10 protein-coding genes are annotated in these 12,530 nt (G+C 72.8%); 6 read left to right on the top strand and 4 right to left on the bottom strand.

Annotated elements, in window-relative coordinates:
• Positions 1–430: 430 nt before the first annotated feature.
• The 5 genes from RFN52_RS16180 (at position 431) to RFN52_RS16200 (ending at position 5,483) form a co-directional block, all read left to right on the top strand.
• A complete protein-coding gene (locus RFN52_RS16180; protein WP_184847173.1) occupies positions 431–1,924 on the top strand; it encodes an MFS transporter in 1,494 nt (497 codons plus the stop codon).
• A gap of 22 nt (positions 1,925–1,946) precedes the next feature.
• Positions 1,947–2,456 (top strand): GNAT family N-acetyltransferase, encoded by a 510-nt coding sequence (locus tag RFN52_RS16185; RefSeq protein ID WP_184847175.1) that lies wholly within the window; start codon positions 1,947–1,949, stop codon positions 2,454–2,456.
• A gap of 81 nt (positions 2,457–2,537) precedes the next feature.
• Positions 2,538–2,948, top strand: a complete 411-nt coding sequence (locus RFN52_RS16190; protein ID WP_184847177.1) for a hypothetical protein — start codon at positions 2,538–2,540, stop codon at positions 2,946–2,948.
• A 475-nt stretch (positions 2,949–3,423) separates the two neighbouring features.
• Complete coding sequence (locus RFN52_RS16195; protein ID WP_184847180.1) at positions 3,424–3,873, top strand: DUF485 domain-containing protein; 450 nt, start codon at positions 3,424–3,426, stop codon at positions 3,871–3,873.
• Entirely contained in the window at positions 3,870–5,483 is a 1,614-nt protein-coding gene (locus tag RFN52_RS16200; protein ID WP_184847182.1) for a sodium/solute symporter, read from the top strand. Before RFN52_RS16195 ends, RFN52_RS16200 begins: the two co-directional genes overlap by 4 nt.
• A 205-nt stretch (positions 5,484–5,688) precedes the next feature.
• On the opposite strand, the gene RFN52_RS16205 is transcribed toward RFN52_RS16200, so the two are convergent.
• The 4 genes from RFN52_RS16205 to RFN52_RS16220 form a co-directional block, all read right to left on the bottom strand.
• Positions 5,689–6,576, bottom strand: coding sequence for a coiled-coil domain-containing protein (locus RFN52_RS16205; RefSeq protein ID WP_184847184.1), 888 nt, complete (start codon positions 6,574–6,576; stop codon positions 5,689–5,691).
• Between the two features lie 142 nt (positions 6,577–6,718).
• A complete protein-coding gene (locus RFN52_RS16210; RefSeq protein WP_184847185.1) occupies positions 6,719–7,180 on the bottom strand; it encodes a carboxymuconolactone decarboxylase family protein in 462 nt (153 codons plus the stop codon).
• A 169-nt stretch (positions 7,181–7,349) separates the two neighbouring features.
• Positions 7,350–10,457, bottom strand: coding sequence for an SUKH-4 family immunity protein (locus tag RFN52_RS16215; RefSeq protein ID WP_184847187.1), 3,108 nt, complete (start codon positions 10,455–10,457; stop codon positions 7,350–7,352).
• An 8-nt stretch (positions 10,458–10,465) separates the two neighbouring features.
• Positions 10,466–11,470, bottom strand: a complete 1,005-nt coding sequence (locus tag RFN52_RS16220; RefSeq protein ID WP_184847189.1) for an SMI1/KNR4 family protein — start codon at positions 11,468–11,470, stop codon at positions 10,466–10,468.
• A 397-nt stretch (positions 11,471–11,867) separates the two neighbouring features.
• Here RFN52_RS16220 and RFN52_RS16225 point away from each other — a divergent pair, with 397 nt between their 5' ends.
• Positions 11,868–12,470, top strand: a complete 603-nt coding sequence (locus RFN52_RS16225; protein ID WP_184847191.1) for a YwqJ-related putative deaminase — start codon at positions 11,868–11,870, stop codon at positions 12,468–12,470.
• Positions 12,471–12,530 lie beyond the last annotated feature (60 nt).

The following is a 12,530-nucleotide window of genomic DNA, read 5'->3' on the forward strand; positions in this document are numbered from 1 at the left end:
CGCCTGGTCGACAGCCGCTGTGCGCGGTGCCGGATCAGGAGTCCGTTCGTCGCGTTGTCAGTCTCGCGGCGGGGAGGGGTCCCGCGCCCTGGTGCTCAGCGCAGTCTTTTGCTGTGGAAAACCCCACCCCCGCCGGTGTGCCAACCGCCCCCCGGCGGCGTAAAGCCAGGTTAAGGACGGGCCCCCGCCCGTCTCGTCCTCCGCCGGTACGAACCCTCCCCAGGTCGTAGTACGGAGGTACCCCTAGGGGCAGTCCACCGAAGGGAGGAGTCCGTCTCAGGGTCGGCTCCACCCGCGGGCTCACTCAGGCTCCACCCTCCCGCTGCGTCAGGGTCAAGTGGGAAGCTGTCCGCGGCAGGTAGGTGCAAGGGGCAGACATAAGCGACGGGGCCGGGGCGAGGGTGCGGCCCGGGCGAGGGGGAGGACCGGGGTGGGCAGCACCAGTTCCGCGGAACGCGAGGCCGCACGACCCGCCGCGGCCGGCCGGCGCGGCGCAGTCGTCGCGGCGCTGATGCTCTCGATGGCGCTGGCTGCGCTCGACGCGACCATCGTCTCGACCGCCGTCCCGCAGATCGTCGGGGACCTGGGCGGTTTCTCCGTCTTCTCCTGGCTGTTCTCCGGCTATCTGCTGGCCGTGACCGTCACCCTGCCCGTGTACGGCAAGCTCTCCGACACCTTCGGCCGCAAGCCGGTCCTCATCGCGGGGTCGGTGCTCTTCCTCCTCGGGTCGCTGCTGTGCGCGCTGGCCTGGAACATGGGGGCGCTCATCGCCTTCCGCATCGTGCAGGGCCTGGGCGGCGGCGCGCTCCAGGGCACGGTGCAGACACTCGCCGCCGACCTGTATCCGCTGAAGGACCGGCCGAAGATCCAGTCGAAGCTGTCGACGGTGTGGGCGGTCTCCGCGGTCGCCGGCCCCGGACTCGGCGGAGTGCTCGCCGCGTACGCGGACTGGCGCTGGATCTTCCTGATCAACCTGCCGATCGGCGCGCTCGCGCTGTGGCTGATCGTGCGTCACCTCCACGAGCCGGAGCGGGAGGCCACCGCGCACGCGCGCGTGGACTGGGCGGGGGCCCTCGCGGTGTTCGCCTGTGGCGGCGTTCTGCTCACGGCCCTGGTGCAGGGCGGGGTGGCATGGCCGTGGCTCTCGGCGCCCTCGCTGGCCCTGTTCGGTGCGGGACTCGCCCTGGTCGCGGTCGTGGTGCTGGTGGAGCGCCGGGCGGCGGAGCCGATCATCCCGGGCTGGGTCTGGCGGCGCCGTACGATCGCCGCGGTCAATCTGGCCCTGGGCGCGCTGGGCCTGCTGATGGTCGCGCCGTCGGTCTTCCTGCCCACCTACGCCCAGTCCGTGCTGGGCCTCGCTCCCGTGGCCGCCGGATTCGTCCTGTCCGTCTGGACGTTGAGCTGGCCGGTGTCGGCGGCGCTGAGCCAGCACGTGTACCGCAGGATCGGTTTCCGCAACACGGCGATGCTGGGCATCGGCACGGCCTCACTGATCCTGTTCGCGTTCCCCTTCCTGCCCTACCCCGGGCAGGCCTGGCAGCCGGCCCTGCTGATGCTGCTGCTCGGCGCCGCGCTGGGCCTGTTCCAGCTGCCGCTCATCGTCGGTGTGCAGTCGACGGTGGGTTGGGCGGAGCGCGGTACGACGACCGCGTCCGTGCTGTTCTGCCGCCAGACCGGCCAGACGATCGGCGCGGCGTTGTTCGGCGCGGTCGCCAACGGGGTGCTGGCCGCGCGGCTCGGCGGGGCGGGCGACCTCGACTCGGTGACGCGGGCACTCGACTCGGGCAGCGCGCCGGAGGCGACCCGGCGGGCCATCGCCGACGCGGTGCACGCGGTCTATCTGGGGGCGGCGTGCGCGGCGGCCCTGGCCTTCCTGGTGCTGCTGTTCCTCGCGCCCCGAAGGTTTCCGGTACTGAAGGACTGAGCGCGTCCGTATCCTCGCGCCCATGGTGACCTTGGAGCCCTTGCGGGCGGAACACGCGGACGCGCTGCTGGCCTTCGAGCGGGAGAACCGGGCGTACTTCGCCCGCACCGTGCCGGACCGCGGGGACGCCTTCTTCACGGCGGCGGGATTCGCCGCGCGCCTTCGAGCACTCCTCGACGAGCAGCACGCGCGCGCGTGCCGCTTCCACGTAGTCCTCGGGGAGGACGGCGAGCTGGTCGGCCGGGTGAACCTGATGGACCTGGTGGACGGCAGCGCCGAACTCGGCTACCGCGTCGGCGAACAGGCCGCCGGCCGGGGCGTGGCGACGGCGGCCGTGACGCAGGTGTGCCGGCTGGCCGCCACCGACTACGGTCTGACGTCCCTCACCGCGGTCACGACCCTGGACAACCCGGCTTCCATGAAGGTCCTGGCCCGCAGCGGTTTCATCCGGGTGGAGAACATCACGGTGGGTGGACGACCGGGGGTCCGCTACGAGCGCCGGCACCTCGACGCCGCCCCCGGAAACCCCTAGGGACCGCCCCCGACCCGTTTCCGGGTTCGGACACTCTTTCGGGTGACGCGGAGTGACGGGCCGTGCGTGTCTGCTGGTGGCATGGACTTCAACAGGCGCACGGCGATGGCAGCGGGAGTCGGGGCGATGGTCGCGGGCAGCAGCACGGCATGGGCGGCCGCGCCCATGACGGTGACGGTGCAGGGCGAGTCCGCGGCGCGGATGAACATCCCGGTGGTGAGGGACAGCAGGGCGGCCGGCGGCCGGTACCCGCGGTTACGGACGACCGGGAAACCCCCGGCGCGGACCGGCTGGTACGCGACGTACTCCGTGCGCGCCCCGCGGGCCGGGGTGTACGCGCTGACGGCCGTGGCCACGGCGCCGGTCGAGACGCCGCACACCGAGGCCGTCGCCTCCTGTCTGAACCTGTCCGTGAACGACGGGTGGACCGTTGTCCGGCGGGGACCGCCTACGACATCATGGGCCGCCGCCTTCCCGCCGGGCAGCCGGTGACCGCCTCGCGCGACCCGCTCTACTTCACGTCCGCCGCGCCCCCGGGGGCCTCCCCTCGGACCCTCGCCCGGCCGAGGCCCCGGCTCTCCCCCGCGGAACACATCGTCCTCGCCCAGCGCTTCCCCGCCCGCAACGGCGCCCCCGGCAAGCAGGACCGTCGTCAACTTCACGATCGTCGCGGGGAGTTCGGTCCCGCACCGGATCGACCGGCGACCGGCCTTCCGGGCGACGGCCGACGATCACGCCGAAGTGCCCGCGACCGTGGCGCTGATCCACCGCGGCTGACGCACCGGGGACCCCGAAAAGCCGGGTTAACGCGGGTAACACCCGAGGTCGGAAAGGTAAGCGCATACCGACCGATCAGTTTGCAGAAACCCTCGCGCAGGACCCCTACCCCGAAGTAGCGTGCGTGGCTCCCGCCCCCCACCTCCCTGCGGCCCGCCGCACCGGATCCCACCTCGCAAGGAGAACCGGGATGTCCTACGACCCGTCCCCGCGCTACCCGTACCGACCACCCGATCCACCCCCGCCCTACGACCCGTACACGTACGACACCTACCCCTGGGCGCCGCAGGAGGCTCCCGAGCCGGCCGGACGGCGTCCCCAGCGCCACGCCGCGCTCGGACACCACAGCGACCTGCGGGTGTTGCGCAGCGCCTACCGCTGGCAGCGGCGCGTGGCCACGCTCACGGCGCTCGGCTACTTCGTCCTGTTCCTGATCCTGTCGGCGTTCGCGCCCTCGTTCATGACGAGCACCGTCACCGACGGCCTGCCCACCGGCCTGCTGCTGGCGCTCGTCCAGGTTCCCGTGACCTGGCTCGCGGTCGCCCTGTACGAGCAGACGGCCCGCCGTCGCGTCGACCCGATCGCGGACCGGATACGCAAGCACGCCGAGCTGGACGCGAAGCGGGAGGGAGCACGGTGAACACCGACTTCAGCGGCAACGCCCAGGCGATGTCCCTCGTCGGCTTCTCCGCCGTCGCCACGATCACGCTGCTGCTGTGCGTGATGACGGGCCCGGACCGGGACGACCTGGACGAGTTCTACACGGGCTACAGCTCCCTGTCCCCCATGCGCAACGGCCTGGCGATCGCCGGTGACTACATCTCCGCCGCGACCGTCCTCGGCACCGGCGGGGTCATCGCCCTGTTCGGCTACGACGGGATCGTGCTGGCAATGAGCACGGCCCTGTCCCTGATGCTGCTGATGTTCCTGCTGGCCGAACCACTGCGCAACGCGGGCCGGTTCACCATGGGCGACGCACTGACCCGCAGGATGCCGGGACGCGCCGTCCGTATCGCCGCCTGTGCGGTGACCCTGGCGGCACTGGTGCCGCTGATGCTCGTCCAGCTGGCGGGGACCGGGCAGCTGATGGCGTTCATCCTCGGCTTCTCGGGCGAGTCACTGCAGACGGGCTGCATCATCGGCGTGGGCGCGCTGATGATCAGCTACGCGGCGATCGGCGGGATGAAGGGCACCGCCCTCATCCAGATCCTGAAGATCGTGATGCTGCTCGGCTCCGGCATGGTGGTCGCGATCCTGATCCTGAACCGGTTCGACTGGGACCCGGGAGCCCTGTTCGCCGCGGCCGCCCAGAACAGCGGAGTGGGCTCGGCGTTCCTCTCCTCGGGCCTGCAGTTCGCGGGCGGCCCCAGCCCCGACCTGGACATGATCACCGCGCAGCTGACGGTGGTCCTCGGCGGCGGCGTCCTGCCGCACGTCACCATGCGCATGTACACGGCCTCCAGTGCCCGGCAGGTGCGGCGCTCGATGTCCTGGGCGGTGTCGGGTGTGGCCCTGTTCGTGCTGGTCATCACGGTCGTCGGCTTCGGCGCGACCGCGCTGATCGGACGGGAACTGATCGCGCAGGTCGACCCGCAGGGCAACACGGCGTATCTGCTCGGATCTCAGGCGGCGTTCGGCGCGGACGTGTCGTCGGCGGAGACGTTCCTGTTCACCACCGTCACCACGGCGGTCTTCCTCACGCTGCTCGCCTCCGTCGCCGGCATGATCCTGGCCTGCGCCAACTCCCTCGCGCACGACGTGTTCGCGGCCCGGGTGCAGGAGATGTCGCCGCGGCGCGAGATGACCGTGGCACGGCTGTCTGCCCTGGCCGTGGGCGTCCCCGCGATCCTCCTGGCCACCCAGGTCCAGCACCGCAGCCTGCAATGGCTGGTCACGCTGTCCTTCTGCCTGGGCGCCTCGGCGATCGCGCCCGCGCTGGTCTACAGCCTCTTCTGGCGCCGCTATACGCGAACGGGCCTGCTCAGCACCCTCATCGGCGGCTCCCTGGCCGTCCTGGTGCTGATGCCGGGCACCAACCTGGTCTCCGGCTCACCCGTCTCGGCCTTCCCCGAAGCCGACTTCAACTGGTTCCCGTTCACCACGACGGGCCTGCTCTCGATACCCCTGGGCTTCGCCTGCGGCTGGCTGGGCACGATCGCCTCCGGCCGCCGGAAGTCCGAGGAGCAGCGCCACCAGTACGAGGCGGTGGAGGGCTGGATCCTGGCGGGCGCGGTACGCAGGGACGACTGACGCGGAAACCCCGGCCGGCCGGACCGCACACCACGCACGCACAGGCGCCGAGTGCCGCCCCCATCCGTCGCACGTGATGGGGGCGGCACTCGTACCGGCGGCGGACCACGGGGCGTCACCGGGGACCGGCAACCGGCGACAGGCGGCGCCGACCGCGCCGACCGGCAGGCGTGCACCCGCCGACGGTGTCACTCCGGCGGCGGTGTCACTCCGCCGCCGCCTGTCCCGCCCACGCCGTCAGGCTGGTGTGGACGCGGTCGATGTGGGCGAGGGCGTCGTCCCGCTGCTCGGCGTGCATGCGGAGGAGCCGGTCCGTCTCCGCCTCCGCGGCCTGCGCGTGCTCCCGCGCCCGGTCGACCAGCTCCGCCGCACGGGCGTGAGACTCTTCCTCCAGGTCGCGGGCGGAGTCCTCGGCATCGGCGAACGCCTGCTCGGCCTCGGACAGTTCTGCCTCGGCGCGCGTCACCGCCTCATCGTGGTGCGCGTCGAGGGCCGCTTCGCGGGCGGCCTCCTCCTGCTCCGTCTGCGCCCACCGCTCGGCGCGTTCCTTGTCCTGCTCGGCCAGCATCCCGGAGGTGCGCTGCCGCATCTCCCGCAGTGCGGCCACGGCCTCGCCCCGGTCTTCCTGCGCCTCGCGCCGGGCAGCGCCCAGGGTCTCGTCGGCATCGGCGTGCGCGGCGAGCAACCGCTGCCGGGCACGCTCGTCGGCCTCGGCGCGTACGGCCTCGGCATGCGCCCGTGCCGACTCCTGCACGCCGGCCGCGGACACCCGCGCCGCGTCCACGAGTTGGCGCGCCTCTTCCCGCGCCCCCTCCCGTACGGCCGCGGCCTCCTGCTCGCCGAGTTCGAAGAGCCGGCGTGCCCGGTCGCCGAGCGTCTCGTAGTTCTGCGGGGCCAGCCGGGCCACGGCCTCGCGCAGCCGGGCCAGTTCCTCGTCCATCCGCCGGGCGAGCACCGTCAGGCGGGCGGCGCGCTCCCAGGCCGCGTCCCGGTCCGCGGAGAGGGCCTCGGCGTACTCGTCGACCTGCTCGGGACGGTAGCCGCGCCCCCGCACGGCCGTGAAGCCGTGCGGTGACGCCGTCGCGCTGCTCATCCGGGCCCCTCTCCACCACATCGACGTGAAGTCGCGTCAGAAATGGGATGATTCAGCGCACATCTTGGTGGATCAGACGGAAGTGTTCATAACGCGACACTCCGCTCAGGGTCAGGGCCTCATGACCGGACCGGAGGCGCCGTCAGCCCCAGGTGGTGCCCGCGGGCTCCTGGATGGTCGTGTTGATCCGGTTGAACATGTTCGTGACCGAGACGGTGAGGATCAGCGCGGAGAGTTCCTTCTCGTCGAAGTGATCGGCCACCTCGTCCCACAGCGCGTCCGGCACCGACTCCCCCGAGAAGTCGGAAAGCCGCGTCATCGCCTCCGCCAGTTTCAGAGCCGCACGCTCGGCGTCCGAGAAGAAGGGCGCGTGCCGCCAGGCGGCGACGGCCGTGATGCGCTCCTCGCTCACCCCGGCCTTGCGGAGGTTGGCGACATGCCCGTGCACGCAGGCACCGCAACCGTTGATCTGGCTGGCGCGCAGCCCGACGATCTCCGCCACGTCCTGTGCCAGGCCGCTCTCCCCGATCGCGTGGAAGAGGGTGCCGATGCCCTTCATCGCGCCGGGAAGGACGTACGCCGGGTTCTTCATCCGTGCCTGCATGATCTCTGCCTCCTGTGTCGGCCGTGCGTCGCTGTCACTGCACTGACGGAGCGACGGAGGAAGGTGTGACAGCCCGACGCGAAGAATTTCCGGCACGCGCACGAAAGAGCCGGGCCCGGTCGTACGAGCGACCGAACCCGGCTCCTTGCGGCACCTCAGCGGCTACGGCTCACAGCAGGCCGTCCCACATCTGCTCCAGCAGCACCGACCACCAGCTCTCCGGCGAGCCGAGCGCCGCCGGGTCGAGCGCGGCCAGCTGGGCCTGGAAGTCGACGGTCCAACGGCCCGCCTGCTCCTGGTTCAGCCCGAACCGCAGCCGCCACATCCGCCCGAGCAGCGCCAGGCAGCGGGCGAACTCCGGCAGCCCGGTGTTCACGAACTGCGGTGGCACGGGCGCCCCGCCCGGCCCCGCCTCCACCGGCACGGCGACGATGTTCGCCGTGCCGTACTGCACGCAGATCGCCTTGCCGAAGTCGCTGCCCATCACCAGGTAGGAACCCGCGTCCGAGGCCGGCTGCACACCGCGCTCGGCAGCCAGCTCCGCCAGCGTCGGAACGGGCCGCCCCGGCTGGGCCTGCGCCCAGAAGAACGGGCCCATGTCCATCGGCAGACCGGCCGCCACCAGCGTGTGCGCCACCACCGGCGGCACACCCTGCCGCGACACGGCGGCCTGCTCGAACCGGAACACACCCGGCCCGAACGCGGCCCCCAACTCCTGCCCGATGGCCTCCGGCGGGATCGGCGGCGCCGGCTGCACCGGCGGCAGCGGCGCGCGCACCGGAGCCGGACGCGCCGGGCCGTCCGCCACCTGGTGCAACTCGCCCTGGTGGGCCAGCAGCTGCTGCATGCCCTGCTGCCGACTCGCATGGTCGGTGCCGTACGGGGCGATGCTCGTGATGCGCGCCTGCGGCCACTGCTCACGGATCATCCGCGCGCAGTACGCGCCCGGCAGCTCGCACGACTCCAGTTCGGTGTGCAGCTCCAGCACCTGGTCCGGGGGCACGTTCATGGCCCGCAGCTCGTGGAAGATCTGCCACTCCGGGTGCGGCGTGCCCGGCGCCGAACGCCGGATCAGCTGCTGCTCGGAACCGTCCTGCGCGCGGTAGCGCAGCACGGCCTGGTAGCCGGGGCCCACGGTCGGCTGCCCGGTGGGCTGCTGCGGATAGCCGTACGCCGGCGGCTGGCCGGGAACGGGCTGGCCGGGCGGCGGCATCGCACCCGGGGGCATCGCACCATGAGGCATCGCACCGGGCGGCATACCCGGAGGCACCGCCCCCGGCACCCCGCCGTGCGGCATGGGCTGCGGACCACCAGGCACACCAGGTGCTCCCGGGGCTCCCGGGGCTCCCGGGGCTCCCGGGGCAGCGGGCGGCGCGCCAGGTGCCTGCGGCGGCGGAGGCACGCCGGGGCCACCCGCCGGAGGCGTGGCCAGCATGGTCTCCGCGTGATGCACGGGACCAGGGCCGCCAGGAACACCCGGAGCACCAGGGCCGCCGGGCGGCTGCGGCGCGCCGGGCGGGTGAGGAGCGCCTGGCGCTCCCGGCGGACCGGGCGGATTCGGAGCACCGGGCGCTCCAGGAGGACCGGGCGGCTGCGGAGGCTGAGGCGCGCCCGGGCCCATCCGGCCGGGGTCGGCAAACATCGTGGCGGCATGGTGGACACCCCCCGGAGGCGTACCACCAGGGGCGCCGGGCGGCTGCGGCGCGCCAGGGGGACCAGGCGGCTGCGGCGCGCCAGGCGCATGCGGAGCACCCGTCGGCTGCTGCGGAGGCAGCGGCGCACCCGGCCCCTGCGGAGACCCGGCCCCCGCGGAACTGCCCGGACCGCCGGGCGCACCGGGACCCTCGGAACCAGGCCCTCCGGGCCCTCCCGGCCCGTCAGGGCCGAGCGCCGCCACAAACTGCGTAGGCACGTAACCGCCCGCCGGAGTACCCGGAGCCCCGGGACCCGACGGCGGGGGCGTACTGCCCGGCCGCGCTCCCGGTGCACCCGGAGCACCCGGCGGAGGCGGCGTGGTCGGACCCGTGCCCCGCCCACGGCCCGGCGGCGGAGCCGCCTTGCTGGTCGCGGCGTCGGCGATGTCCCCTGCGTTGGGCGCGAGCGGCCGCTCCGGCACACCCGGACCGGCAGGACCAGCCGGTCCGGCGGGACCGGCAGCTGCGCCACCCGCCCCCTGCGGATAGCCGTACGGCTGCCCACCCGGAACCGGCGGAGGCGTACTGCCCTGCGGCACCCCACCGGGCGGCGTCCCCGGTACACCGGGCACAGTGGCCGGGCCCGGGGGGTAGCCGTATCCCGGGCCACCCGCGGGGCCGGAGCCCGGGGCGTTCGGACCGTCCACAGCCGGCGTCACCGCGGTCGGCGGAAGCCCGCTGCCGCCCGACATCAGGGCCGTCTGCGCGTCGGGCGTCACCGACGGCGGCGTGACACCGTCGGCCTCGCTCAGCGGCGGCGCGAAGACCGTCGCGGGCAGCGGTACGGAACGGTCGTCACCGGCATCGCCGTTGGTGTCCGTACCGGCCCAGGGCGTCGCCCCCTCCGGCACGCCCGGCGCGGCGGAAGCACCCGGACCGGCGGCCGAGCCGTCGCCCGCCTCCGGATCACTCCCCCCGGCGGCCGGCCACGCCGTACCGCTCCCCGGCGCGGCGGGCGCCCCCTGGGCGGGAGTCACAGCGCCCCCAGCCGCGCCCCCGGCCGAGGCACCGGAAGCGGAACCAGAACCGGAACCGGAAGCCGACCCGCCAGAAGAAACCGGACCACCGTCAGCGCCCGCAGAAACCGAAGGAGCCGCGGGAGACGCAGCAACCGAAGGAACCGAAGGAGCCGAAGAGGACGAAGAGGCCGAAGGATCCGCAGGAACCGACCCCGTCCCGCCGGCCCCCGCACCCCGCCGATCCGGAATCCCCAGCTTGTCCGCCGCATCCTGCAACCACTCCGGCGGAGTCAGCAGGAACGACGTCTGATTCAGATCCACCCGCGCGGCAGGCGCCGCCGGAGCCGGCTCCTCCGCCACATCCGGACGGCCGTACTCCTCCTCATACCGGCGAATCACCTCACCCACCGGCAGCCCGGGCCACAGCGTCGCCTCACCACTGTCCCGCGCGATCACCAGCCGCTGCGCACCACCGTCCGACCGCGGCCCGTCCGCCCGGTCCTCGGCCCACAACACGAACCCGAGATCGAACTCCCGCACCCGCACCTCACGATGCTGATACGCCGGGAGATCCCCGTTGATCCACTCTTCCGCACGCTCCTGCGCCTGCGCGAAGGTCACCATCGCCGACCTCACTCCCCCACGGCCGACGACGACACCGCGCCCGCCGGCACCACACGCGCGAACCCGCCGTCCACCATCAGGTTCGCCACCGTCTCCAACTCCGGCGGATTGCCCGCCAGCCGCGACAGGAAGACATCGAAGTCGTCCCCGCACGGCAGCAGCAGCCGTTCCACCCGCTCCGCCGGCGGAACCGAGGGATCCACGTCCCGCGCGTCGTCATACGCGCAGAACCACACGGACCCGATGCGCTCGCCCTTCACCTTCACGGCCAGCAGACCGCCCTGGACGAAAGCGACCCCCAGATAGTCCTTGGTCAGATGGTCACGCAGACACTTGTTGACGTACACCAGGTCATTGACCGCGGCCTCGTCCCGCACCGTGAAGAACGGCTGGTCCACCAGCAGCCCCAGCTCCGCGTCCAGCGCGGCACCCACCGGCGCACAGCCACCCGCCGCCTTCAGAAACGACCGGTACGCACCCGGCAACCGGTAGCCCAAGTCCTCCTCGACGCCCTGCACCTGCGACTCCGTCACCGCCACACCCGACTTCGGCAGCCCGAAGTGCGCCGGACGCGTCTCCTGCAACGGCCGCGTCCCCCGCTTCGAGTGGTCGACACCCGACGTCGCCACACCCCCGTGATGCCGCAACAGCGCCTTCACCTCGACCGGCACCAGCTCCAGCCGCCGCGACCCCACCACGTGATGCCACGTCCAGCCGTGCGGCGTCGCCACCGCCGGCACCGTGTCCCACAACTCGTGCCCGGACGCCGACAACGCCGTGTTCGCCGACACATAATCCGTCAGCCGCAACTCGTCGACACCGAAACCCTCCGGCGGCTCCGCGATCTCCGCAGCCGCACGCGCGTAAGCCGAGAAGTCGGGGTAACCATGCTCATCGACCCGTACCCCTCTCGGGTGACGGGCCGCCCGGACCGGATCCGGGAAATGCACGACCTGCCCGGCGTAGGCCGCGTTCGGCGGCGCGGCTTGCTGCCCGAGCCGACCTGTCGTCATGGCGGTTGCCCCCTGCGGCACTCTGTACGACCCGTATTGACCACCCTCGGCACACTACGACCCGTATCGACTGTCACGTCTTGTTTCTCGACTCCACTGCACCTCGGCGCACTTCACCGCACCTCACTGCACACCCCGGCCCCGCGGATCACCCTCCGGATCACTGCATCGAACCCCGAACGGATCACCGCATCGCCCGCGGTGCCGACAGCCTATGCGGTACGACGACACCGGTCACCGGCACCGGCCGGCACCCCCTCCGCTTCCGTGACCAGCCGTCACCCCACCGTGACGGCACACCCCGCTACGGGCGTGTCGCCGCGCCCCAGCTTCCGCACCAGCCACGGCATTTGGCAGTCTGTGCCCCCCGGGGGGATGCACGGAGGGGAAGACGATCATGAACGCCACGCAGACGGGACCACACACCGGCCGGTCCGCCGACCCACGAAACAGCGACCCCAGAGGCACAACCCACGCCCCCGGCCCCCTGGCCGGCGACCCGCGAGCCACCGACCCCCGCAGCGGCGACCCCCGCATCGGCTGGAGCACCACCCAAACAGCCCACACCCCCGCCCTCCGGCACCGCCGCGACGGCATCCTCCCCACCGTCGCCGCCGCCCTCTCCGTCCGCGGCACCACCCTCACCGGCACCGCCGCCCGCGGCGACACACCCCCCGCCCTGCACCCCCTCGTCCAGGACTTCCTCGACACCCTCACCAGCGCCCAACGCGACCGCTACACCGGCCGCTGCGCCGAAACCCTCCTCATCTCCCGCCACATCGCCGCCGCCGACACCGCACGCAGCAAACGCGCCGCACGCAAACCCATGACCAACGGCGAGGCACGCAAAGCCCTCAAGCAGGCCAAACTCACCACCCGACGCATCCGCGAGGACGGCGACCCCCTCCACGGCAGCTTCGCCACCCCCTGCCGCGCCTGCACCGCGCTCAGCGCCCACTTCGGGGTCCGCATAGTCGACCCGGCATCCCAGAACGGCTGACGCCCCCCCAGCACCACGCAACACGGCGCACCCCCACACGCGCCCCATGACCTCGACGAG

The organism is Streptomyces collinus, from assembly GCF_031348265.1.
GTDB lineage: Bacteria > Actinomycetota > Actinomycetes > Streptomycetales > Streptomycetaceae > Streptomyces > Streptomyces collinus.